Annotated in this window: 23 protein-coding genes; 2 read left to right on the top strand and 21 right to left on the bottom strand. The window is 55.8% G+C overall.

The features are described from left to right. Nucleotides 1-12: 12 nt before the first annotated feature. The 21 genes from C6362_RS07565 to C6362_RS07465 all read right to left on the bottom strand — a co-directional run bounded on the left by C6362_RS07565 (nucleotide 13) and on the right by C6362_RS07465 (nucleotide 23061). A complete protein-coding gene (locus C6362_RS07565) occupies nucleotides 13-1062 on the bottom strand; it encodes a glycosyltransferase family 9 protein (RefSeq protein ID WP_014016133.1) in 1050 nt (349 codons plus the stop codon). Further along, the gene (locus C6362_RS07560) at nucleotides 1059-2090 is read right to left on the bottom strand and encodes a glycosyltransferase family 9 protein (RefSeq protein ID WP_014016132.1); all 1032 of its coding nucleotides are present in this window, start codon (nucleotides 2088-2090) and stop codon (nucleotides 1059-1061) included. Before C6362_RS07560 ends, C6362_RS07565 begins: the two co-directional genes overlap by 4 nt. After that, nucleotides 2077-2598, bottom strand: coding sequence for a D-glycero-alpha-D-manno-heptose-1,7-bisphosphate 7-phosphatase (locus C6362_RS07555; protein ID WP_014016131.1), 522 nt, complete (start codon nucleotides 2596-2598; stop codon nucleotides 2077-2079). Before C6362_RS07555 ends, C6362_RS07560 begins: the two co-directional genes overlap by 14 nt. Further along, nucleotides 2595-3560, bottom strand: coding sequence for an ADP-glyceromanno-heptose 6-epimerase (rfaD, locus tag C6362_RS07550; protein ID WP_014016130.1), 966 nt, complete (start codon nucleotides 3558-3560; stop codon nucleotides 2595-2597). The genes C6362_RS07555 and rfaD overlap by 4 nt, the downstream gene beginning before the upstream one ends. Next, nucleotides 3557-5038, bottom strand: a complete 1482-nt coding sequence (gene rfaE1 / locus C6362_RS07545; protein ID WP_014016129.1) for a D-glycero-beta-D-manno-heptose-7-phosphate kinase — start codon at nucleotides 5036-5038, stop codon at nucleotides 3557-3559. Before rfaE1 ends, rfaD begins: the two co-directional genes overlap by 4 nt. Nucleotides 5039-5060: 22 nt before the next feature. Further along, nucleotides 5061-5525 (bottom strand): transcriptional regulator NrdR, encoded by a 465-nt coding sequence (gene nrdR, locus C6362_RS07540; RefSeq protein WP_014016128.1) that lies wholly within the window; start codon nucleotides 5523-5525, stop codon nucleotides 5061-5063. A gap of 78 nt (nucleotides 5526-5603) precedes the next feature. Then, complete coding sequence (gene ftsZ, locus C6362_RS07535; RefSeq protein WP_014016127.1) at nucleotides 5604-6641, bottom strand: cell division protein FtsZ; 1038 nt, start codon at nucleotides 6639-6641, stop codon at nucleotides 5604-5606. 119 nt (nucleotides 6642-6760) lie between these two features. Continuing rightward, a complete protein-coding gene (locus tag C6362_RS07530; protein ID WP_014016126.1) occupies nucleotides 6761-7672 on the bottom strand; it encodes a cell division protein FtsQ/DivIB in 912 nt (303 codons plus the stop codon). Continuing rightward, nucleotides 7672-8610, bottom strand: a complete 939-nt coding sequence (locus C6362_RS07525) for a D-alanine--D-alanine ligase (RefSeq protein ID WP_014016125.1) — start codon at nucleotides 8608-8610, stop codon at nucleotides 7672-7674. The genes C6362_RS07530 and C6362_RS07525 overlap by 1 nt, the downstream gene beginning before the upstream one ends. Nucleotides 8611-8614: 4 nt before the next feature. Then, a complete protein-coding gene (gene murC / locus C6362_RS07520) occupies nucleotides 8615-10003 on the bottom strand; it encodes a UDP-N-acetylmuramate--L-alanine ligase (protein ID WP_014016124.1) in 1389 nt (462 codons plus the stop codon). Nucleotides 10004-10031: 28 nt separating this feature from the next. After that, nucleotides 10032-11153 (bottom strand): undecaprenyldiphospho-muramoylpentapeptide beta-N-acetylglucosaminyltransferase, encoded by a 1122-nt coding sequence (murG, locus tag C6362_RS07515; RefSeq protein WP_014016123.1) that lies wholly within the window; start codon nucleotides 11151-11153, stop codon nucleotides 10032-10034. Nucleotides 11154-11183: 30 nt separating this feature from the next. After that, nucleotides 11184-12551: a UDP-N-acetylmuramoyl-L-alanine--D-glutamate ligase gene (gene murD, locus C6362_RS07510; RefSeq protein WP_014016122.1), complete on the bottom strand. Its 1368-nt coding sequence runs from the start codon at nucleotides 12549-12551 to the stop codon at nucleotides 11184-11186. A 56-nt stretch (nucleotides 12552-12607) separates the two neighbouring features. Beyond that, nucleotides 12608-13573, bottom strand: a complete 966-nt coding sequence (mraY, locus tag C6362_RS07505) for a phospho-N-acetylmuramoyl-pentapeptide-transferase (protein ID WP_014016121.1) — start codon at nucleotides 13571-13573, stop codon at nucleotides 12608-12610. A gap of 5 nt (nucleotides 13574-13578) precedes the next feature. Beyond that, on the bottom strand, nucleotides 13579-14949 hold the full coding sequence (locus C6362_RS07500) for a UDP-N-acetylmuramoyl-tripeptide--D-alanyl-D-alanine ligase (RefSeq protein WP_014016120.1): 1371 nt from the start codon (nucleotides 14947-14949) through the stop codon (nucleotides 13579-13581). Further along, on the bottom strand, nucleotides 14949-16454 hold the full coding sequence (locus C6362_RS07495; RefSeq protein ID WP_014016119.1) for a UDP-N-acetylmuramoyl-L-alanyl-D-glutamate--2,6-diaminopimelate ligase: 1506 nt from the start codon (nucleotides 16452-16454) through the stop codon (nucleotides 14949-14951). Before C6362_RS07495 ends, C6362_RS07500 begins: the two co-directional genes overlap by 1 nt. Nucleotides 16455-16555: 101 nt before the next feature. Beyond that, on the bottom strand, nucleotides 16556-16810 hold the full coding sequence (gene ftsL / locus C6362_RS07490) for a cell division protein FtsL (protein ID WP_232501448.1): 255 nt from the start codon (nucleotides 16808-16810) through the stop codon (nucleotides 16556-16558). A 153-nt stretch (nucleotides 16811-16963) separates the two neighbouring features. Continuing rightward, nucleotides 16964-17896, bottom strand: a complete 933-nt coding sequence (gene rsmH, locus C6362_RS07485) for a 16S rRNA (cytosine(1402)-N(4))-methyltransferase RsmH (RefSeq protein ID WP_014016117.1) — start codon at nucleotides 17894-17896, stop codon at nucleotides 16964-16966. Nucleotides 17897-17904: 8 nt separating this feature from the next. Continuing rightward, on the bottom strand, nucleotides 17905-18345 hold the full coding sequence (mraZ, locus tag C6362_RS07480; RefSeq protein ID WP_014016116.1) for a division/cell wall cluster transcriptional repressor MraZ: 441 nt from the start codon (nucleotides 18343-18345) through the stop codon (nucleotides 17905-17907). A 165-nt stretch (nucleotides 18346-18510) separates the two neighbouring features. Beyond that, entirely contained in the window at nucleotides 18511-19434 is a 924-nt protein-coding gene (gene gluQRS, locus C6362_RS07475; protein WP_014016115.1) for a tRNA glutamyl-Q(34) synthetase GluQRS, read from the bottom strand. 12 nt (nucleotides 19435-19446) lie between these two features. Then, nucleotides 19447-22368, bottom strand: coding sequence for an insulinase family protein (locus C6362_RS07470; RefSeq protein WP_014016114.1), 2922 nt, complete (start codon nucleotides 22366-22368; stop codon nucleotides 19447-19449). Nucleotides 22369-22413: 45 nt separating this feature from the next. Further along, nucleotides 22414-23061: an HAD hydrolase-like protein gene (locus tag C6362_RS07465; protein ID WP_014016113.1), complete on the bottom strand. Its 648-nt coding sequence runs from the start codon at nucleotides 23059-23061 to the stop codon at nucleotides 22414-22416. Between the two features lie 212 nt (nucleotides 23062-23273). On the opposite strand from C6362_RS07465, the gene C6362_RS07460 reads away from it, so the two are divergent. Beyond that, nucleotides 23274-24752 (top strand): aldehyde dehydrogenase family protein, encoded by a 1479-nt coding sequence (locus tag C6362_RS07460; protein ID WP_014016112.1) that lies wholly within the window; start codon nucleotides 23274-23276, stop codon nucleotides 24750-24752. Between the two features lie 25 nt (nucleotides 24753-24777). Beyond that, nucleotides 24778-24912: a hypothetical protein gene (locus C6362_RS12180; protein WP_014016111.1), complete on the top strand. Its 135-nt coding sequence runs from the start codon at nucleotides 24778-24780 to the stop codon at nucleotides 24910-24912. Nucleotides 24913-24972: the final 60 nt, after the last annotated feature.

Here is a 24972-nt window from a genome sequence, read left to right as displayed (position 1 = left end):
TAGAATTATAGGTTATCTTTTTCCATAATAACGGCTCAGGAGTTCTTCGCCGGCGGCGATGACCTGGCTCATGGGAATAACCGAAATACCTTTATAATTACCTTCACGGATGATCTGTTTCATGCTCTTACCCACTTCGTAATGGTTCGTCGATTCCAGGACGATGGCCCGGTCCGTATAGGGACCGTAGAGCTTGGGATTGCTGGGACCATACAGGGCGACCAGCGGGACGCCCTGGCTGACGGCGACGTGCATAGGGCCGCTGTCGTTGGTGATGAACAGGGAGCAGCAGCGGATAGCCGAAGCCAGTTCGCCAATAGTGAATTTCCCCGTGGCGATGATAGGATCCGATTCCATCTGGGATGTCGCTTCTTTGACCATATCTTCATCCATGGGACCGCCAAAGAAGACGCATTTGAAGCCGCGATGGGCAAAATAATCGGCAACAGCGGCAAATCGTTTGGCCGGCCAGCGTTTCTGCGGGACGGCACTGCCGATATTGAAGCCGATGAGGGCGTCGCTGTTATGGACCCCCTGGGACCGGTAAAATTCCGTTGCTGTATCATCCCAGGCCTTGCAGGTGAAGAACTGCAGGCCGTCGCTGCGATAGTCGTCGATGCCCAGCTGGGCCAGGACATTAATGTACATATCGGCTGCATGGAGATGGATACGGTCCAGGCGGGTGTAGCGGTCCATCAAGGGACGCACCAGGAAATGGCTCATGCCGACGAACTGTTTGGCATGGATGACCGCCGCCAGGAAAGACGTCCGTTCATTAGGATGCAGATTGATGAGGATGTCGTAGTGATGCTGATGTAAATGCCGCCCGATGCGCCATAAGGCCCGGACGGAGTTGTCCTTGCCCTTCTTATCGACTGTGACTAAGTGATCGATATTGGGATTATAGCGGACGACGTCGGCCACTTTCTCATCGACGACGAGGGTGATGTCCGAGCCCTGGGCATGACGGCGCAGGACCTGCAGGAACGGGGTGATGAGGATGAGGTCGCCTAAATGCATGAGAAAGGTGACGATTATTTTTTTGTTGCGCAGATTAATCATAGTTTCACCTTCTTCAGGACGCCTTCATAGACCTGCCACAGCATGTCCGGCGTAATCTGGGCCATGCAGTCCGGATCATCGACCAGGGGCCGTTCCGGCGTCGCCTGGGACGTCGGCGACAGGACCATATGGATATAGGCGTCGTCGTTTCCGCCGTAAGGGCCGGTCCGCTGGGGACACGTCGGCCCAAAGAGGGCGATGAGTTCTTTTTTCAGGGCATTGGCAATATGCAAAGGCCCCGTATCGGCACTGATATAGAGGGTGCTCTCGGCAATGGCCGCCATGAGCTGCCGTAAATCAGTGCGACCTGTATAATCGAAGACACGGCCCGACGAATCGTGGTCCTTCAGGGCCTTCCCTTTAGGGACGTCGTCGCCGCTGCCCAGAAGGACGGCAGCCATACCGGACGCCGTCAGGCGCTGCAGGAAGGCCTGCCAATGGGACAGAGGCCATTCCTTGACATTCCAGCGGGCCCCGGGCACGATGGCCACATAAGGACCTGTCAGGCCGTCAGCTGCCAGGCGCTGGCGCCAGGCCTGTTTTTCGCCGCAAATATCGGGCAATGGAAATTCGACGGCATCGACGCGGCCGCCGAGGACGCGGACCGTATCGAGATAGCGTTCGATGACGTGGTCGTACTTATGGGGACCTGTAAGGCCCTTGCTGACCAGGAAACTGCCTTCGCGCATTTCCCAATAGCCATAGCGTTCCCTGGCACCGCTCAAAAAGGCGACGATGGCGCTCTTGGCCAGTCCCTGGAGATCGAAGGACACGTCGAAATGAAAGGCGTGGAGTGTCCGGCGCAGTTCTTTCCAGTACGACAGGGATTTCAGGCGTTTCTTGTCGACATAGATGACCTCGTCAATATAGGGCCTGCCCGGCAGGACCGGCGCAAACTGTTCATGGACAGCCCAGACGATGCGGGCATCGGGACAATTCTGCCGCAATGCATAGAGCGTCGGCAGGGCATGGAGGACGTCGCCGAGAGAGCTCATCTTGATGACCAGTATATTCTTATATGCTTTCACGGCCCTTCCTTTCTGCGACAATGGCCCGGACGAAATCGTCCAGCCTGCCGCCGGTGAACAAATAGCCATCCATGCCGGCCCGCTGCCCACATTCCACGTCGCGGGGCATATCGCCGATCATAAAGGACTGCTTCAAATCGATATCGTAATCTTTTGCCGCCTGCAGGACCATGCCCGGTGCCGGCTTGCGCCAGTCGCTCTTCTTATCATACGCTTTGACCGGCGCCCCTTCGAGATACGGGCAGTAATAGACGGCCGTAATGATGCCGCCGGCCTTGGCCGCTTCCTGACACATCCAGTCGTGGAGGACCTTGACGTCGTCTTCCGTATAGTAGCCGCGGGCGACACCGCTCTGGTTGGTGACGACGATGATGGCATAACCCTGGCGGGTCAAATAAGCCAGGGCCTCCTTGGCCCCGTCCATCCATTCAAAGTCCTTGATGAAGCCCAAGTAGGATTTATCGACATTGAGGACGCCGTCGCGGTCGAAAAAGACGGCCTTCCTCATTCGTAATACCCGTCGCTCTTTTCCAGGATGCTGCAATATTCCTTGACGGCTTCCGGAAGCAGCGTAAAGCCGCGGTCATAGCCGGCTTCCATGAGCTTCGTCGTATCGGCCTGGGTATAGCTCTGGTACTTGCCCTTGAGGATGTCCGGGAAAGGCACGTATTCGATATGGCCTTTGCCGCAATAGTCGATGACGCCCTGGACGAATTCATTGAACGTATGACCGATGCCGGTACCGCAGTTATAGATGCCCGACAGCTCCGGATGTTCCCAGAAATAGAAGATGACATTGACGACGTCGTTGACATAGATGAAATCGCGGATCTGGCCGCCGTTTTCATATCCTGCCGTCCCTTCGAAGAGAGTGATCTTCCCTTTTTCCTGTAATTCATGATATTTCTGGAAAATGAGCGAAGCCATGCGGTCCTTATGATTTTCCTGGGGACCGAAGACATTGAAATAGCGGAAGCCGACGATCTGGCTCTTGGCCAGGGGCAGGACGCGGCGGACGAAGCGGTCGAACTGGAGCTTGGAATAGGCATAGGGATTCAAAGCCTGTTCACACGACGGGTCTTCGCGGAAGCCATTCTTGCCGCTGCCATAGGTCGAAGCCGACGACGCATAGAGGAAGGGAATCTTGCGCTGCATGCAGTAACGCAGGAGATTCTTGCTGCCTTCGTAGTTGTTCTTCATCATATAGCGTCCGTCGTAGTTCATCGTATCCGAGCAGGCCCCTTCATGGAAGACGACGTCGATGTAGCCGCAGTCGAAGGTATCGTCGGCCATCTGTTCATCGAAGTCGGCATAGTCCATATAATCAAAGAAATCGAGGCCCTGGAGGTTGCGGCATTTGCGGCCGTCCGTCAGGTCGTCGACGATGAGGATGTCGTTGATGCCCCGGTTGTTCAATTGTTTTACGATATTGCTGCCGATAAAACCGGCACCACCTGTTACAATTTTCATAGTTTCCCCTTCTTTACTAAATCAGCTATTTTTTCAATCAGTCCCGTCGTAGAATAACCATCTTCAAAAGAAATGATTTCTACGCGCTTGACCGATTCCCGGCCGATGACTTCATCGGCTTTATAATCTCCGCCCTTGACCAGGATATCCGGCCGCAGGACCTGTAATAATTCTTTCGGCGTATCTTCCTCGAAGATGACGACTTCATCGACACAGGCCAGGGCGCTGAGCAGGATCGCCCGGTCTTCCTGTTTGACCAGCGGCCGTGTCTCCCCTTTCAGCCGTTTCACAGAGGCATCGGAATTGAGGCCGACGACGAGGTGCTGGCCCAGCATGGCGGCCTGCTGCAAATAGAGGACATGGCCGCGGTGCAGGATATCGAAGCAGCCATTGGTAAAGACGACGGTATCGCCTTTCTTCTGCCACTGGCGTATCTTTGCAGCCGCTTCTTCCCGGCTCAGTGCCTGGTACGGATGCCAGTGGGTCGGCTGCCATTCCTGCCACAGCTTGAGCAATTCGTGGCGATGGATGGGATAAGTCCCGACCTTGGTGACGACGATACCGGCTGCGGCATTGGCGATCTGCAGGCTCGTGCGGATCGATAAATGACCGGCAATGGCCGACAAAAAGGCGGCGGCTACGGTATCGCCGGCACCGGATACGTCAAAGACTTCCCGGGCCGTCGCCGGATTGTTCCACACCTTGCCGTCTTTGCCGATGACGGTGATGCCCTTTTCCGACCGGGTCACCATGAGGTGGGCAAAGTCATACTGCTCATGCAGGAGTTCTGCCGCTGCCACGACGGCCTGGCCTTCATTGGCTACGGACCGGCCCAGGCAGTCGCTGAGTTCTTTCATGTTCGGCGTCACGAAGTCGGCCCCGTTGTATTTCGTCCAATCACTGCCCTTAGGGTCGACCAGGACAGGGATTCCGGCCCGGTTGGCTTCTCTGATGATGCTCTGGGCCAGGGAATCGGTGAGGACACCTTTCTTGTAGTCCGATAAGATGATGCCGTCCAGACCGGCAGCCACACAGTTGTACAGCCATTTCATGAGCTGTTCTTCTTCCGTAACGGCCAAGGGCGTCACTTCTTCAAAATCCAGGCGTACCATCTGCTGACGGGCGCCGAGGATACGCATCTTGGTCGTCGTCGCATGGTCCTGGCGCACGACCAGGCCCGAGCCGTCGATATAGGCATCTTCCAGCAACTGGTGCAGGAGGACTGCATTTTCATCGTCGCCGATGAGGCCGGCCAAGAAGACGTGGCAGTCGAGATTAGCCAGATTCGAGGCTACGTTGGCAGCCCCGCCCAGGACGGACGTCATGTGATCGACTTTATTGACAGGCACCGGCGCTTCCGGCGAAATGCGTTCGACCTTGCCGAACACATAGCGGTCGACCATGATGTCACCGATGACGGCAATGCGCAATTCCGGCAGGACATGGTTCAAAAAATGATCGATATAATTTTCTGTCATAGTGTTCCTCGATTCCAGTCTCTTATTTCTTTTCTTTCGTTCCCATGAGGTGCTGCAGTTCGGCCATGAAACTTTCCAAATCGGCAAATTCGCGGTAGACAGAGGCAAAGCGGATATAAGCCACTTCGTCGACAGAGCGCAGTTCACCGAGGACCATTTCCCCTATTTTCTCGCTGGACACTTCCTGGGCCAGGGTATTGCGGATATTGCGTTCGACCTTGGTGACGATGTCTTCCAGCTGCTGCCGCTTGACTTCCCGCTTGTTGCAGGCCCTGAGCAGGCCGTTCAGCAGTTTGTTGCGGTCGAACAATTCATGGCGGCCATCCTTCTTGACGACGATGAGCGGCACTTCTTCGACCATTTCATACGTCGTGAAACGGCGGCCGCACTTCTGACATTCGCGGCGGCGGCGGATGGCCTTGCCGTCATCGGTAGCCCGCGAATCCGTTACTTTTGTATCTGCACATTGGCAAAAGGGGCATCTCATGTTTCTTCCTCCAACCTTGTTCTCGACGATATTTTTAAAAAAAAGCGGGTCCGCCGGGATCCGCTTTTTTCATGCTGATTATCTCATCCACGTAGGAATTTCTACGCCGCCGGCATTGTCTTTCGTATCGCCGGTTTTCGCAGCCGTACCATTGCCCTGGCCAAATGCGGGAATCGAAGACGGTTCTTTGCCAAAACCAGTAGCTACGACAGTGATGCGGATGGAATCTTCCATATCCGGATCAATGACGGAACCAAAGATGATATTGGCTTCCGGATCGACAGCTTCAGCCACTTTTTCAGCTGCTTCGTTGATTTCGTACAAGCTGATGTCCGGGCCGCCGGTAACGTTGAGCAAGATGCTCTGGGCACCGTCGATGCTCGTTTCCAGGAGGGCGCTGTGGATAGCCCCATCGACAGCTTCGACAGCACGGTTTTCGCCGGAGCCGACGCCGATACCCATGATAGCTTCGCCCTGGTCGGACATGATCGTCTTGACATCGGCGAAGTCGAGGTTGATGAGACCCGTCGTCGTAATCAAGTCGGAAATGCCCTGTACGCCCTGGCGGAGGACATCGTCAGCGACGAGGAAGGCATCCTTGAGGGGCGTCTTCTTGTCGATGATCTGGAGCAATTTATCGTTCGGGATGGTGATGATCGTATCGACTTTTTCTTTCAAGTAGTCTGCGCCTTTATCAGCGACTTCCTTACGGCGTTTCCCTTCAAAGGAGAACGGTTTGGTAACGACAGCTACCGTGAGGGCGCCCATTTCCTTGGCACATTCGGCAACGATAGGAGCTGCACCGGTACCGGTACCGCCGCCCATGCCGGCCGTGACGAAGACCATGTCCGCACCCTGCAGGGCCTTGACGATTTCTTCTTTGCTTTCCAGGGCAGCCTGTTCACCGACCTGGGGATTGGCGCCGGCACCGAGACCGCGCGTCAATTTTTCACCGATCTGGATCTTGACATCGGCTTTCGATACTTCCAGGACCTGGTCTTCCGTATTGACCGAAATGAACTGGACGCCCTGCAAGCCGCTTTCTATCATACGGTTGACAGCGTTGTTACCGCCGCCACCGACACCTATTACTTTTATATTTGCAAACTCTGCCATATCGCATTTTCCTCCTTCAGACTCTATAACGCACACCCTGTGCAGTAGGATTCCTTATTATTTTACACTATCTTAGAAAATTTATCTACCTGTTTTTGAAAATCAAGGCCCTATGCGTCTTATTTCGTCTTGACAAGGGGCGAGCGCACATCCGTGTCGATGTATTGGACGGCCAGATGATTTTCCTGAACTTCAGCCAGCAGCGTTTCTGTCAGTTTCGCCCGTTCTGCCGGTTCATCGCCGCTGCCGAGGTGGATGGGGACGGAATCGGTCGTATAGGCGACGAGACTTTCGGGATTGCCCACGTTGATTTCTGCAATATCCTTGAGGATATCCGGCGGCAGGCTTTGGAGATAGACCATGGCCGAATGGAGCGTCGGGTCGGTCACCGTATCCCCTAAGAGCAGGTTATCGACTTTCTTGCCCGTCATGATCGGCAGGGATACGCCTTTGATCTGCGGCCCCAGTTCGATGACCCGCCCCGTCTTGTCGACATAGGCAAAGCCGTAGAGCGTCGTAATGACAGCTGCCGGCTTGCGTTCCGTCAAGGTGACGTGGATCGTCGCCGGGAACTCCCGCGTAACCGTCGCATCGGCAATGCGCAGGTCCTTCTTCAGCCGGTCTTCCACCTCGTCTGTCGACAGCTGGACGACATTGACATAGGAATAGGCCCCGCAGGCCCGGTAGACGTCTTCAAAGGACATGTTTTCATTGCCATCGACGATGATCGTCCCGAAAGAAACGGGAGCCAGCCGCAGGAACAGCCAAAGGACGAAGACGCCGAGAATCGTAAAGATGCAGCCGATCCGGCGGCGCCGGGCCCAGACTTTTTTCTGATGAGCCCGTTTCTTCTTCAGCCGCGCAGCCTGACGGGCCTTGCGACGGCGCTTGGCTTCTTTCTTGGCAGCCAGCGCTTCCCGGTCCGGTTCGTTCAGCGGGTCGTTCTCAAGATGAGGAGGAATAAACACATCATGAGGATCGTTAGGCAGCACGACCCGTCGCTGCCCCGTATGATATGATTTCTTTCTCATTAAAACTTACCTACCGATGCTTCCAGCAAAATCTTTTCACACAAATCTTCAAAGGACAGGCCCATGGCCCGGGCGGCATCGGGGACCAGGCTGGTCGCCGTCATCCCCGGTACGGTATTGATTTCCAGGACGAAGGGGTGCCCTTCCTTGTCGGTCATGATATCGACGCGGGATACGCCACTGCAGTGGCACAGGTGGAAGACATTCAAAGCCAGGTCCTGCATTTCCTTGGTCAGTTCCGGCGAAATCGGAGCCGGGCAGAGATGCTTTGCTACGCCCGGTGCATATTTGGAATAGAAGTCGTACTTGCCCGTGCTGGACACGATCTGGATGACCGGGAAAGCTACGTCGTCCATGACGGCTACGGTAAATTCATCACCGTCGATGAAAGCTTCAGCTACCAGGGACGCACTGTACTTGAAGGCTTCTTCCAAAGCCGGACGGAGTTCATCTTTCGTCTGGACGATGACCGTGCCGATGCTCGAACCCTGGCCAGACGACTTGATGACGACAGGCAGGTCGAAGCGCTGTTCAATATCGGAGACGATGGCATCGCGGTCCTGCGTCGCGAAGTAATAAGCGAAAGGAGCCGTGGCGATGCCGGCGCCCTGGAAAGCGGCCTTGCTCATGACCTTGTTCATACCGACGGCACTGGCCATGACGCCCGGGCCGGTATAGGGGATCCCCATCATTTCGCATAAGCCCTGGATGACGCCGTCTTCGCCGTAGCGGCCATGAAGGGCGTTGAAGACGATGTCGATGCCCTTTTCCGTCAAGGTCTTGGCAAATTCTTTCGGTACGAGTTCCATCATTTCGATGTGGTATCCCTTTTTCGTCAGAGCGTCAGCAATGGCAGCCCCAGTGCGGCGCGATACTTCTGCTTCTGTCGAAGGACCGCCGACGACGACGGCAATTTTTTTATCTTTCATGTCTTCCATTTCCTTATTTCTCCATTTCTTTAGCTTCAGCGAGATAGGCTTCGCCGACTTTATAAATATCTCCGGCTCCCATGGTGATGACCAGGTCGAGGGGACGGGAATTTTCCTTCAAATAAGCCACTAAATCTTCCTTATGCGGGATATAGGTGACATCCTGCCCTGTCGTTTCCTTGACCTTCCGGGCAATGAGTTCTCCCGACACGCCGGGAATGGGGTCTTCACCGGCACTGTAGACGTCGGTGATGATGAGCTTATCAGCCTTGGCAAAGGCGCTGCCATACTGGTCGAGGAGCAGTTTCGTCCGCGTATAGCGATGCGGCTGGAAGAGGCAGACCACGCGGTGCGTCCCCATATCGCGGGCTGCTGTCAGGGTCGCATTGATTTCCGTCGGATGATGGGCGTAATCATCGACGACCCAGACGTCGCCGACAAAGCCCTTGGTCTGGAAACGCCGTTTGGCACCGTGGAAATGACTCATAGCCGAAGCGATGCCTTCAAAGGGAAGGCCGCAGGCATCGGCGACGGCTGTTGTCGCCAGTGCGTTGAGGACGTTATGGCGCCCCGGTACGTTGAGGACCATGTCCCCCATTTTTTCGCCATGCTTATAGACGGAGAAATGGAGCTTGCCCTTGATGTAATGAAGGTCTTTGGCCTGATAGTCCGCCGGCTGTTCAAGGCCATACGATACATAACGCCGTTCCGTCTTCGGAGCCAGGGCCCGGATCTTATCGTTTTCAAAGCACAGGACAGCCAGGCCATCCTGGGGATCGAGCTTCTGGATGAACTGCTTGAAGGCGTCGATGACGTTGTCCAGCGAGCCATAATGGTCCATATGGTCGGCGTCGATATTGGTGACGACGGCAATATAAGGGTTCTGCTTGAGGAAAGTCCCATCGCTTTCATCGGCTTCGGCAATAACATAAGGGCCTTTCCCCAGGATGGAATTGCTATGCAGGTAATCGACTTCGCCGCCGATGACGATGGTCGGGTCCTGATGACATTCTTCGAAGACCTGGCCCAGCATGGACGACGTCGTCGTCTTGCCATGGGCACCGGCTACAGAAATCCCCTTCCCCCAGCTCATGATGTGGACCAGGGCATCGGACCGATGGATGACCGGAATCCCGCGGCGGCGCGCTTCGGCCAGTTCTACGTTAGTATCGCGGATGGCCGACGAAATGACGACGACCTGGGCATCCTTCAGATTTTCCGGACGCTGGCCGATGCAGATACGGGCCCCTTTTTTCGCGAACTGTTCCGTCACCGGCGACGCTTTGAGATCCGAACCGGATACATGATATCCTTTTTCAATGAAAACATTGGCAATTGCCCGCATTCCGGCGCCGGCAATGCCGATAAAATGAACGTTTGTAACCTCGTTCAGATTAACCATAGGTTTATTCCACACCCTTCTTTACCTGTTACCGACGACGTTTACGGGCAATGGACAGGGCCAGTTCAGCAATATCATGTGCCGCCTGGGGCTTGCCCATGGAGCGGCTGGCCTGTGCCATCGCTGCCAGCGCCTTCGGATCGTCTTTTAAATGAATGATTTCTTCCAACAATTCCCGGCCAGTCAGCATCTTGTCGAGGATCATCTTGGCCGCACCGCACATGACCAGGGCCTGGGCATTGTAGCGCTGGTGGTCTTCGGCTGCGTACGGATAGGGAATGAGGATCGACGGCACGCCGCGGACAGTCAGTTCAGCCAGCCCGACAGCCCCGGCCCGGTACACGGCCAGGTCACAAGCGGCCAAGGCTTCCGGCATGTGGTGCAGATAAGGGATGATGCGGCTTCCCTTGCCATAACGGCCGCGACATTCGATACCTGGCAGCTGTTTGACGACGCGGTCGTATTCATGGTCCCCCGTGACGTGGAGGATCTGGATATGTTCGTCGTTGCGGAAGTACTTGTGGACTTCGATCATCGCCGTATTGATGCTGCGGGCACCGCGGCTGCCGCCGGCGACGAGGAGCGTAAATTTATCCGGGTCCAGGCCCAGGGCCTTACGGCCTTCCTCCCGGGTCACCGTAAGGATATCCTTGCGGACAGGATTCCCCGTATAGACCAGGATATCTTTGCGCTTGAAACGGGCAGCTGCTTCTTCATAGCCCAGGGCTACGCGATTGACGAAGCGGCTCAAAATCGTATTGGTGACGCCAGGGATGACGTTCTGTTCCTGAATCAGTGTGGGCACACCGCTCAGGCTGGCTGCCAAAAGGACCGGGCCGCAGACGAAACCGCCCGTCCCGATGACGACGTCCGGTTTGAATTTGCGGATGATTCCTTCTGCCTTGATCAGGCTGCCTGCCGTCTTGCCCAGGGTGACGAGGTTGCGGACGGAAATCTTCCGTTCCAGGCCCCGCACATCGAGGGTAACGAAAGGCAAGCCTTCTTTAGGAATCAATGTATTTTCCAGGCCGATTTTGGAGCCGACGTAGAGAAATTCGGTAGGCTCGATGTCGGCAATCGCCCGGGCAATAGTAATCGCCGGGTAGATATGGCCGCCAGTGCCGCCTCCGGAAATAATGACTCGACGCATGTTCCTGCCTCCTGTTGATTTCAAATATCATTAAATGGCGTTGACAATGCCCTTGAAGACACGTCCGCGCTGTTCAAAATTGTCATACATATCAAAGCTGGAGCAAGCCGGCGACAACAGGACGGCCTGCGGTGCTTTGGCAATCTTGCGGGCCAGCATGATCGCCCCTTCCATACTGTAGCCAGTACGGCGGATATCCTGGATGCCCGCTTTCTTGGCAGCGGCTTCGAACCGTTCCGCTGCATCGCCGATGAGGATCAGCGTATCGACGCGTTTCGCCGCCAGAGCCATGAAGTCATCGAGCGGCGTCATCTTGTCATAGCCGCCGGCGATGAGGATGAGGTGTCCCTGGGGGAAGGCTTCCAAAGCTTTCATGGACGCATCGACGTTGGTCCCCTTCGAGTCGTTGTAATAGGTAACGCCGTGAAGGGTCCGTACTTTTTCCAGGCGGTGTTCGACGCCCTTGAAATCCTTGAGGACCTGACGGATGACATCGAGGGGCGCCCCGGCAGCATAGGTCAAGAGGATCGCAGCCAGGCAATTCTGGATATTATGCTTGCCAAAGAGGTGCAGGTCCGTTTCGGCACAGACGACGGTATCCCGGCCCTGGAGGCGCAGGATGAGCTGGCCGTCCTGATAGAATGCCCCTTCCGGGACTTCGCCGCACGTCGAGAAATAGACGACAGTCCCCGTCATGTCTCCCGCCATGGCCCGGACCCGTTCATCGTCGTAATTGAGGACGGCATAATCGCCCTTGTCCTGATTGAGGAAGATGCGTTCCTTGGCAGCGGCATAGCCTTCCATCGTATGATGGCGGTCCAGGTGGTCCGGTGTGATGTTGAGGATCGTCGCCGCTTTGGCCTTGATGCTGTGCGTAAATTCGAGCTGGAAACTGGAAAGTTCGGCGACGACGACGGCCTCCTCAGGCAGATTGTCGGCCTGAGCCGAAAGGCCATACCCGATATTGCCGCCGACGACAGTCTGCCGTCCCGTGGCCTTCATGATTTCGCCGACCAGGGTCGTCGTCGTCGTCTTGCCGTTCGTCCCGGTAATACCGATCACGTCGGCATCGGTAACCCGGCAGGCCACTTCGACTTCACTCCAAATCGGCAGGCCGCGGCGGATGGCTTCTTTCATGATTGGGATTTCCGGAGAAATGACCGGCGACGGGACGACGACATCCATGCCGTCGAGAAGATTCGTTTCCTGGCTGCCGAAGACCAGCTTGACGCCGGCCGCCTCGATATCCGGCCACGGCTGTTCGGCCGTGTCGATAGCCTTCATATCATTCAGCGTAACAGTCCCGCCATGGCCGGCCAGGACCACAGAGGCAGCGCGGCCGCTGATGCCTGCGCCGATGACTAAGAAATTTTTTCCAGAAAAATCCATGATGCTCATTACCAACACCTGCTTTATGTAAAATATCGTAGTTCAATCAGAAAAGCCGCAAGCCCTTATTTGCAGGCCAATACGACGATGATGGACAGAATTGCCATGAGAGCCGAAAAGCTCCAGAATACGGTGACGACCTTGACTTCACTCCAGCCAGACAATTCAAAATGGTGGTGAATGGGGCTCATCTTGAAGACGCGGACCCCGCGGGTCTTGAAGGAGATGACCTGGATGATGACCGACAGGGCTTCAATGACGTACAGGCCGCCAGCCAGGATGAGGAGCAGTTCCGTCTTGGTCAGGATGGCCATGGCAGCCAAGGCCCCACCCAGTGCCAGGGAACCCGTATCGCCCATGAACATCTTGGCCGGATGCTGGTTATAGAAGAGAAAGCCCAGGCAGGCCCCGGTCAGTGCCGTCCCAAAGATGGCAAAATGGGAATAGCCCAAAGCGACGGCGATGACGACGTAGGCCACGGACGTAATGGCGCAGGACCCGGCAGCCAGGCCGTCGAGGCCATCGGTCAGATTGACGGCATTGCTCGTGCCGACGATCATGACGAAGACGAAGAGATAGTAGAACATCCCCAGATCGACGGTGATGGAAGTAAAGGGAATCCACAAAGTCGTCGGGAAATGAAGAAAGGCATCGAGGATATAGCAGAAGACAGCTGCCATGACGAACTGGCCGGCCAGTTTCTGTTTTGCCGTAAGGCCCAGGTTGCGGTGCTTGATGGCCTTGATGCTGTCGTCGAGGAAGCCGATGACGCCATGGCCCAGGGCCAGGAACAAAGCCAGCCCTTTGCGCAGGTCCATGGGGTCGAAAATGAGGCACGATACGGTCAGCGCCGTCAGGATGAGGATGCCCCCCATAGTCGGCGTACCGGCTTTATACTTATGGCTCTGCGGCCCTTCTTCTCGTTCGGACTGGCGGGCGTGGAATTTCTTCAATTCCTTGATGACAAAAGGTCCTAAGGCCAGGCCGATGACCAAGCTGACAATAAAGCTGAAAACCAGCATTTTAAACATTCACATTACTTCCTTTCAAAATAGGGCAGTATTTTTTCCATGGCAAAGCTGCGCGATCCCTTGAGGAGGACCGTGTCGCCATCCTGGAGCAGGGCTTGCAGCTGACGGGCCGCCTGTTCATGCGTATCCGTCGTATAGACAGCCGTCATCCCTTCCGCTTGGGCCGCAGCGGCGATATCTTTCGCCAGATTGCCCATCGTAATGAGGGCGTCGAGGCCGGTCTGGGCGACGAGGCGGCCAATGGCTTCATGTTCCCGTTTCGCCCAGTCCCCCAATTCACCCATGCCGCCGAGGACGGCAATCTTGCGTCCCTTGGTCAGCAGGTCCAGCGTGCGGATAGCCTCTGCCATGGACGCAGGATTGGCGTTATATGTATCGTTGATGAAAGTATAAGGCCCGATATGCAGCAGTTCCTGACGCATAGCCATTCCGCGGTATGAGGCCAGGCCGCGCTGTATCTCTTCTATACTCAGTCCGGTCAAATGGCCGACGGCGATGGCAGCCAGGGCATTATAGACATTGTGACGGCCGATGACGGGCATGGCTGCCTCGAAGCCGCTGCCAAAGCAGTGGCAGTGGAAACGGACGCCCTGTTCATCGCAGACGATGGCATCTGCCCGGACGGCATCGTCCATCCCCGTTCCGTAGAGGACGCTGGTCCCCTGGCACAGGGCCGTCATCTGGCGGACAAAGGGATCGTCACCATTGAGGACAGCCGTTCCCTTTTCATCCAGGGCCTGGATGAGTTCGCCCTTGGCCTTGGCAATGTTTTCCTGCGATCCGAGCAGTTCGATATGGCTCTTGCCGACGTTGGTGACGACACCGATGGTCGGTTCGCCGATAGCCGCCAGTTCAGCAATCTGTCCAAGACCGCGCATGCCCATTTCTACGACGCACGCTTCATGGTCCGGCGTCAGCTGTAAGAGCGTCTTAGGCAGGCCGATTTCATTGTTGAAATTCTTTTCCGTCTGCAGGACCTTGTATTTTTCACCGAGGACCGTGGCAATCATATTGCGCGTCGACGTCTTGCCGACAGAGCCGGTGACAGCCACGACGGGGATGGAAAAGCGGCGGCGGTGGAACCGGGCCAGGTTCTGATAGGCCTTGAGCGTATCGGCAACGACGAAGAGCGGCGCCGTCAGGCCTTCATATTCCGGGCGTACTTCCGATACGACAGCACCGGCAGCGCCGGCTTCCAAGGCTTTGCCTACGAAGTCGTGGCCGTTAAAAGACGTCCCTTTGAAGGCGACGAACAGTGAACCTTTGGCAATGGCCCGCGTATCCGTGCAGACCTCGCTGAAAGAAACAGGAGCCGCCGGCTTCAGGAGCCGGGCGCCTGTCGCTTGAATGATTTCTTCACTCGTAAAGACAGCCATTATTTATCTCCTCTGTGCAATGCATGGACGGCGTTGCGCGCTTCTTCGCGGTCGTCGAAATGAATGGTCCCGTCATTGAGGATCTGATACGTTTCATGGCCTTTACCGGCAATGACGATGATGTCATTGGTCTGGGCCAGTTCGACAGCGCGGTAAATGGCGTCGCGGCGGTTGACGATGACTTCATGGTGCTGGCCCGGCTTCAGACCTTCTTTGACGCCGGCTTCGACTTCTTCTACGATGGTTTCCGGATTTTCCGAACGGGGATTATCGGACGTGACGATAGGGATATCGGCCAGTTCGGCCCCGATGCGGCCCATGATGGGACGCTTGGTCTTATCGCGGTCGCCGCCGCAGCCAAAGACGGCAAGGATGCGGTTCGGTTTCATAGCCCGCGCCGTTTCCAGGGCTTTCTGCAGGCTGTCCGGCGTATGGGAATAGTCGACGACGATGGCGAAATCCTGACCGGCTTCGACGAGTTCAAAACGGCCCGGTACGGAATGGAAGGTCTGGATGGCCTTGTCGATGGTCGCTTCATCGACACCTTCGGCATGAGCCGCGCCGATGGCAGCCAGCGTATTATAGACGTTGAACAAGCCCGTAATGTTCATGTTGAGATGGACATTGACGAAGGGGCCGACGACGTCGAAAGAGGATTTCTTCAATTCGACTTTCAAGTTGGACCCTTTGAGGTCGGCATCCTTTTCGACGCCATACGTCAAGACCTTGCAGTGGCAGGCATTGAGGATATCCTTGGACCAGGGGTCGTCGATGTTGACGACAGCCGTCTTGTTTTCCTTGACGTGGTCGGCAGCGGTCAGGCTCTGGAAGAGTTTAGCCTTGGCAGCGACGTAGTTTTCCATGGTCTTGTGGAAGTCGAGATGGTCCTGGGTCAGGTTGGTGAAGACAGCCGTATCGTATTCGATGCCGGCGACGCGGTTCAGAGCCAGGGCATGGCTCGATACTTCCATGACGACATGGGTCATGCCTTTTTCCTGCATGAGGGCCAGGAAATGCTGGAGTTCGACGACATCCGGCGTCGTGTTGTGGATCGGCAGCTCTTCATCGTCGATGAGGGCATGGATCGTGCCGATGACGCCGACATGGTAGCCGGCAGCCCGCAGGATATGGGCGATGATGTGGGTCGTCGTTGTCTTGCCGTTGGTGCCGGTGACACCGATCATGCGCATCTTCTTGCCGGGATAATCATAAAAGAAAGGAACCATGTCTTCCAGGGCATGATGAATATCCGGTACCTGGATCTGGACCGTGCTCTTGGGCAAATCCAGGTGTTTCGTCGTCAAGACGGCGACGGCCCCTTTTTCGACAGCCTGGGCTGCAAAAGCGGCGCCATCGACGTGGACACCGGAAATGCAGACGAAGAGATAGCCGGCTTCAATCTGGCGTGAATCCGACGAAATACCGGTAATCACTGTATCGGCACTGCCGTTGAGATTATAAATGCCTTTGATCTGTTTGCAAAGTTCTCCTACCGTTTTGGTCATAATCATAGGTCCTCCTTGATGATTCTTTTTCTGTATTCTCTATGAACTAAATAACAATGAGGTCGTCGCACGAAGTGCGTCGACCTCTCGGTTTTAAGCAATTATCGACGTTTTCCCCTTGCGGCTTGATCCGTCTGGTTCCCGTAAAGGATCCGTGACGGCGCTACCATGCCGAGTCGCTTCGTCGCGGTCGTGTAAATTCGTTCCGGTGTTTCCAATTTGGAAATCTCGACGCGCAATTCATCGTTTTCGCGCTGTAACTGCTGCGTCTCGCGCTTCACCTCCATGAGCTCTCCGCTCTGCTGGTATGCCCAGGAGGTCAGGAGATTGGATACAATTACGATGGCCGCAATCATTCCAATCGGTATAAGGACGAATGTCGCCCCTCGCCGGATTGCGTCTACAGCAGCCGTCCGCCATAAGGGTATGCTCTTGTCACCATGTATGTTCCCGGCTTTCCTCACCAACATACGCAACACATCCATTTCCATGATCATAGCCCGGCCCCGTTATTTGCGGACACCGACGCGAAGCTTCGCACTGCGGGCCCTCGGATTCGTATCCAGTTCTTCCTGTGACGGCAGGATAGGCTGGCGCTTCACTTTCAGGATGGCATGATGATGGCACGTACAAACCGGCATGTCCGGCGGACAGATACAGTCTGTCGCCAAGAGCCTCAATGTCTGTTTGGCAATGCGGTCTTCCAGGGAATGGAAGGTGATGACGCACAGCCGGCCGCCTGGCTTCAGGCGCTGGGCAGCGTGTTCCAGGGAATCGTGAAGGATTCCCAGCTCATCGTTGACTTCAATACGGATGGCCTGGAAAGTCCGCTTGGCCGGATGGGGGCCGTCCTTACGGGCGCCGGCCGGGATGGCCTTCTTGATGACCTGGACCAGTTCCTCCGTCCGTTCCAAAGGCTTTTCCCGCCGCGCTTCGACGATAAACGCCGCAATGCGCTTGGCCCATCGTTCTTCGCCGTAGGTCTTGATGATGCGGTATAAATCAGCCTGGCTGTAGCCATTGACGATATCGTAGGCACTGCGCTTCTGGTCCCGGTCCATCCTCATATCCAGGGGCCCGTCCTGCATATAGGAAAATCCCCGTTCCGGTGTATCGAGCTGATAACTGGATACGCCCAAATCGAACATGACGCCGTCTACTTTTTCAATCCCCAATTCATCGAGTACGTCTGGCAGATAACGGAAATTCCGCTGTACCAATATGCGCCGGCAGGCAGTATCCTTCAAGCGTTCCGTCGCGGCTGCAATGGCATCCTTATCCTGGTCAAGGCCGATAAGCGTCGCCTTGGCCGACAAGCGCCCGGCCAGTGCCCGGGAATGACCGCCGCCGCCAAGTGTGCAATCGACATAAATCCCGTCAGGGTCGGTGATCAAGTTATCTATGGTTTCTTGGCGAAGCACACTGACGTGATGAAAATTCATAATTCCTCCTAAAAGTCCAAGTCCAGGGAATCGTCGAGACTTTCTGCGATCTCTTCCATGACCGGTATGGTCTTGGCGGCATAGGCTTCGTAAACGTCTTTGCTCCAGATTTCGACCTTATCCCCTGTCCCCAGGACAGTCACATCCTTGACCAGCTTGGCATAGGCCCTCAATGTCGCCGGAATCAGGATGCGGCCTTGTTTATCAAATTCTACTTCAGCAGCACTGCCGAAGACAAACCGCTTGAAGGCGCGGACGTTTTCTTTAGACGCCCGGAGTTTCTTCAAACTGCCGGCCAAACGCATCCACGCCTCCATCGTATAGACAGAAAGACAGCCTTCCAAACCGCGGGTAACGACGAACTTTGGCCCTAGTTCATCCCGAAATTTGACAGGCAAAATAACGCGACCTTTTGCGTCAATGGAATGTTCATATTCACCCATAAACATAAGGCCGCAACTCCTTTCACTTTTCACCACATTTTACCACATTTACACACGTCGTGACAACACAATGGAGAAAAAAAGAAGCTTTGCCTGAAAGTTTCTTCTTTCAGACAAAACTTCTTAGTGATTCGTGGCTCGTGGTTCGTAGTTCGAGTTGAAAGAGCGCCCCTACAGCATTTTTACGACAATGGGCTCTTTCCGCAATTTACGGAAATCGCAGCAGCGGATAAGTTCGTCCCTGCTGTAGCTGCGCCGTTCCGGCACCAGGCCGCCGGCATAGGCCAGGTGCGACAAGATGGCCTCAGCCGTCATGCCCCGTTCCCGCAGTGAGCGGATGGTGATGCCGTGCTGGCGCTTGGATAAACGGTTGCCGTATTCATCGACGAGCATGGGGACGTGGGTATATACAGGCGGTGTATATCCCAAAGTTTCCATGAGCCAAATCTGCTGGGCCGTCGATGACAGGAGGTCTTCCCCGCGCAGGACATAGGTCACGGCCATGGCTCCGTCATCGACGGAAACGGCCAGCTGGTAGGCATACATGTCATCGGCCCGGCGGACAACGAAGTCGCCGCAGCAGCGCGCCAGGTCTTCATGGAAGGTCCCGTAGACGCCGTCCGTAAAGGAAATGATCCGCGCCGGTACATGGACCCGCCACGACGGCTTCTTGGTCATCTGCTGCCGCTGGGCTTCGCTCATACCGTAGCAATGGCCGTCATAAACGGTGTGCTCGCCGGCATGGGGAGCGCCGACAGCCTGCAGGCGGGCCCGGCTGCAATAGCAGGGATACAGGAGGCCGGCCTTATGGAGCTTCTCCAGGGCCGCATCATAGCGGTCATACCGTTCCTGCTGGATGTACGGGCCATAAGGACCGCCTACATCCGGGCCTTCATCCCAGTTAAGGCCCAGCCAGTGCAAATCTTCCATCAGGGCCTGGGTATAGATAGGCTTCGACCGCTGTTCGTCGATATCTTCAATCCGCAGGACCAGCGTCCCGCCGGCCTGGCGTACCTGCAGCCAGGCCAGGAGGGCCGACCAGACATTGCCTAAGTGGATATAACCCGTCGGGCTCGGCGCAAAACGTCCGCGCATAGCACTCACATCCTAATCAGGCAGCGAAACGAGGTTGGCAAACAAATCCTTCGCTTCGCGGATCTTGGCTTCACTGCCCATGACGCAGACGTTGTCGTCTTCCATGACGGCACGGATACGCGGTGCCAGGGCCCGGATATCGGCAGCCGTCGTCGCCAGGAGCTGATCCCGGCGCTGCTGGGCAATGGCTTCCGTCGTGCCCGTAAAGTACCGGCTCATGGCCTTGGCTCCGCGCAGGGACGGCGTCAGGGGTACGTCAATGCGGCTCAGCGTCCCGATGACGTATTTCGTCATTTCCCGATCCGATACATCAAAGGATTCCAGATAATCGGCCAAGGCGTCATAGGCTTCGACGCTGGAGCGGAGATTGGGGTCACGGTACGAGCAGAAGACCATGTCGCCATTGTCATAGAAGCGGGTAAAGGCGCCGTAAGCCCCGCCCTGGACGCGGATTTTCGTCCACAAATAACCGTATTGGAGAATCGTGTCGAGGACCATGAGGGAGCCGTCGTAGTCATAGCCATGGCTGCGGAAGTTGCCGCCTTTGGCTACGTACTGGACCGTCCCGCTGGTCATGATGCCTTCATTCTTCCGGGACAGGCCGAAATCGCACAAGCCCTGGGGCTTTTCGCCCTGCGGCAAGGCTTGGATCCACGCCGGTACGACGACTTTGGCCGTCTTCCAGTCTTCCTGGCTGGCCGTCACTTCCAAAGTCAGGGCCGAACGGGTAAAGATTTTTTTCATGACGGCAGACAGTTTGGCGCCGATTTCATCGGCATCGCTGCGGATGCGTCCGGCGATGTCCGTAATGAATTGGTAATAGGACAATTCCCCGGCGTCGCAGAAAGCTTCGACAGGCGAAACATAGGACAAGACGCGGTGCATGACGATCGTATGACCCCGGCGGAACGCATCCATATCCCAGCCGGCCTTCGTTTCTTCGACGAGCTCAGCCAGGCGGTCCTTATTGGTGAAAACCGTGTGCAGGGATATTTCCTTCAACAAATCGACGAGTTTGTCCAGGTTCTGTGTCAAGCCCTTGGCCTTGAAGCGGAAAACAGGCATGTAATCCTTATTGTCTGTCCGGTTTGAGAAAGCCGAGACACTGTAGTCGATGCCGCCGGTATACAGGTCGATGAGCGAGGCGATGTCCCCATACGTGTGGTCTGTCGTGTCCATGTCGCCGATGAGGTCGCTGAGCAGATAGACATAGGAAATTTCTTCCCGCGTCAGGCCGTGGAGGTCGAAGTAGGCGTTGACATAGGTAATGCCGTTCGTTTCATCCGGGACATAGCAGACCGTGACGCCATCCATCGTCTGCTGTTCCATGGCAATCGAATCGACCTTCTTTTCCAGGTCGTCCCGGGTCAGGGTCGGGATCGTTTCCAGGGCTTCCGGCGAATCGGGCGTAGCCTGCCGTTTCTGCAGGGCCTGGGAATCAGCTACGATGGCATCGATTTCTTCTTTCGAAAGCGAAGCCTTGTAGGCCGCCAGCTTATCGGCCAGAGCCTTGTCGTGCCGTTCCGTCAGGCCCGGTTCAGGGACTAAGGACACGAGAGCATAATAAGGATTATCCAGGATATATTTCTGGATCAGCCCTTCGAAATAACCGTTGTCGATGCCGCGGCGCAACGTTTCCAGTGCCCCTTCATAGGACAGGGCTGCCAGGGGATCCATATCGTAGAGCCACGTATCCATGCAGCGGATGCCATAGATGAGTCCCTTCGGGCGGCCGACGAAATCGGCTTCACGCAGGGCAAATTCCGTCCGGTTCAGGGCGCCTGTGAGCAAGGTCTTGTCCAGGCCGCTGCGGACCATATCGCTGAGGACCTTGCGGACGAGCGGCAGGATCTGAGCCTGTTTGTCCGGATCCGACCCATTGACAGAAATGCCCCACAAAGGCTGCAAGATGCCATCCTGGAAATCACCGGAAATATCCTTGCCCAGTCCGGCATCGACCAGGGCCTTTTTCAGCGGAGCTGCCGGCGACTGCAAGAGGACATAAGTCAGGACTTTGAAAGCCATGGCTACGGTCGGGTCCAGGGCATCGTCGATGACATAGGTCAGGCTATGCAGGGTCTTGTGATCCGTCTTTTCTCCCGTCGCAATGCCATAGGGATAGGTCTTGACCTGGCTGCCCGGGCAAGTCTGGCGGCCGATGGCCGAATCGACAGACTGGACATGGAACTGGCTCAGGTATTCCCCATCGATGAAGGCCAGGGTCTGGTCGATATCCATATCGCCGTAGAGGAAGAGGTAACTGTTCGACGGATGATAATATTTGGCGTGGAAGGCAGCAAAGGATTCCTGTGTCAAGTTGGGGATATCATCGGGATTGCCGCCCGATTCGACGCCATACGTCGTATCCGGGAAGAGGGCATCCATGACGTGCCGTTCCATCTGCGAATCCGGCGAAGAAAAGACGCCTTTCATTTCGTTATAAACGACACCGCGATAAGTCAGCTCACTATCGGCCGAATCGAGATGATAGTGCCAGCCTTCCTGCATGAGGACCTGTTTATCTTTGATCATGTTCGGGAAAAAGACGGCATCCAGATAGACATCCATGAGGTTCTTGAAATCGGCAGCGTTGCGGCTGGCTACGGGATACATGGTCTTGTCCGGGAACGTCATGGCATTGAGGAAGGTGTTGAGCGAACCCTTTACCAGTTCGACGAAGGGTTCCTTGAGGGGGAACTTCCGGGAGCCGCAAAGGGTAGAATGTTCGCAGATATGGGGTACGCCCGTGCTGTCAGACGGCGTCGTCCGGAAAGAAATGGAAAAGACTTTATTGTCGTCATCATTCTGGATATATAACAAGCGGGCACCGGACTGGATGTGGTGCAGCTCATAAGCCTGGCTGTGTAGTTCCGGTACGTAACGGGACCGGTCGACGGCAAAGCCATGGATAGTCTGTTTTTCTTGTAATTTCATAAAAAAATGCTCCTTATCGTATATATAATGTATATGATGGGCTTGCTAAGCCTGCAAAAGCAGCTGGCCCAGAGCCGCTACGGTATCGGCCGTATACTCTGGCTGGAAGGCCTTCCGTTCCGCTTCATTGCCATACCCATAGGTGACATATATGACGGGCAGGCCCAGTTCGTGGGCTCCGATGACATCGAAGCGGCGGTCGCCGACCATGACGGCATCGCCTGGCTGCAGCGGGCCCAGGCCATCCAGGATACGGCGCATGACATCGGCTTTCGTATCGGTACCGCCGACGGCAGGCCCGGCAATGGCTTCCACGTAAGGCGCGATGCCGAATTTCTGGCAAATCGCTTCGGCATGGACCTGGGGTTTGGATGTAGCGACAAACGAGCGGATGCCCGCTTCTTTCATGGTCTTCAGCATGGGAACGATGCCGTCGAAAGCCCGGTTCTCGAACTTGCCGATCGTGCTGTAGCGTTCCTGGAAATAGGCATAAGTCCGGCGCGCCTTTTCCGGCGAAAAGCCATAGACTTCTTCAAAAGTCGTCAAGAGCGGCGGCCCGACGACGGTGTGCTGGTCCAGCCGGCCTTCTGTCGATTCGCCCATTTTTTCCAGGGCATAGGCAACGGAATTGATGATGCCGTCTTTAGAATCGGTCAGCGTACCGTCCAGATCGAATAAAACGTATTTATACATAATCTTCTCCTGTTAAAACTATACTTAATGTGTACCCTATCTATTTTAGCTTGCTTTGCCAATATTTGCAATCATTTGTCCGGCACAGAGACCGTGAAAAATTTCCCATTGTTGACCATTTTGGTACACTTATGGTATAATGAATTTATAATTAACAAATAATTATTTTTAACTATATCTGCTCCGCAGACTCTCAGAAAGGAAGTGCTCTCATGAAACACGTCATCCGCCCTTCTTACGATTTATATATTAACGGCCGCTGGGTCCCGTCCAGCGACGGTTCTACTTTTAAAGCCATCAATCCGGCCAACGGCGACGTCCTCTCCGTCTGTGCCGAAGCGACGCAGGACGATGTCAATGCCGCCGTCCGCGCAGCCCAGGCCGCTTTCCCGGCCTGGAAAAAAGTATCCCCCGTCAAACGGCAGGCAATCCTCCTGAAAATCGCCGACATCATCGAAAAGAATGCTGATACGCTGGCCCTCATCGAAACCCTGGATAACGGCAAGCCCATCCGGGAAACGAAAGCCATCGACATCCCGGCAGCGGCCGACCATTTCCGCTATTTCGCCGGTGTCCTCCGCAGTGAAGACGGCCGGGCATCGACGCTGGACGACCACACGCTGAGCCTGGTCATCCACGAACCGATTGGCGTCGTCGGCCAGATCATCCCCTGGAACTTCCCCTTCCTCATGGCCGCCTGGAAACTGGCACCGGCCCTGGCTGCCGGCTGTACGATCATCCTCAAGCCGTCGAGCACGACGTCCCTCAGCGTCCTGGAACTGATGCACCTCCTGGAAGGCGTCCTGCCGGACGGCGTCGTCAACGTCATCACCGGTAAAGGCTCCCGGTCGGGCCAGTACATCCTCGACCATCCGGACATCCAGAAACTGGCCTTCACAGGCTCTACGGAAATCGGCCGCGACGTCTATAAGGCAGCTCAGGAAAAACTCATCCCGGCCACCTTGGAATTAGGCGGCAAATCGGCAAACATCTTCTTCGACGACTGCGATTGGGACATGGCCATGGACGGGGCCCAGCTGGGCATCCTCTTCAACCAGGGCCAGGTCTGCTGCGCCGGTTCCCGCATCTTCGTCCAGAAAGGGATCTACGACAAATTCGTCGCTGAACTGGCAGAACGCTTCAACCGCGTCAAAGTCGGCCTGCCCTGGCTGGAAGACACGCAGATGGGCGCCCAGATCGACGGCCGTCAGGTCGAAAAGATCCTCAGCTACATCGAAATCGGCAAACAAGAAGGAGCACGCCTGGTCTGCGGCGGCGAAAAAGTCACGACAGACGGACTGGAAAAGGGCAATTTCATCAAGCCGACGATCTTCGCCGACGTCACCAACGACATGCGCATTGCCCAGGAAGAAATCTTCGGCCCTGTCGTCTGCATCCTGCCCTTTGAAACGGAAGACGAAGTCATCGCCATGGCCAATGACAGCGAATACGGCTTAGGCGGCGCCGTCTGGACGCGCGACATCAACCGGGCCCTGCGCGTAGCCAAAGGCGTCGAAACGGGCCGCATGTGGGTCAATACCTACAACGCCCTGCCGGCCGGCGCACCTTTCGGCGGCTACAAGCTCTCCGGCATCGGCCGCGAAACGGATAAGACGACCATGCGCCATTACATGCAGACCAAGAACATCTTCATCAACCTCTCGGAAAAACCGAGCGGCTTATACGAATAAATCATCGTGAAAGGACACTTCCTTTATGACAGCTAAAAAAATCATTTCTCTCCTCCTCATGCTGCTCCTGGCCTGTACGGCCGTCTACGGCTTCACCTCCGTCGACCGGCCGGGCCAGAGCCAGCCACAGGCCACGACGAGTGCCAGTACTAAGAAATAGTAATTGACAAGAACCTCCTTTCTTCCTATAATAAAGCCATTGCAGAGAAGAAAGGAGGTT

The sequence above is a fragment of the Megasphaera elsdenii DSM 20460 genome (assembly GCF_003010495.1).
GTDB lineage: Bacteria > Bacillota > Negativicutes > Veillonellales > Megasphaeraceae > Megasphaera > Megasphaera elsdenii.
The sequence above is the reverse complement of the archived record's forward strand: the minus strand, read 5'-3'. Positions and strand labels throughout refer to the sequence as shown.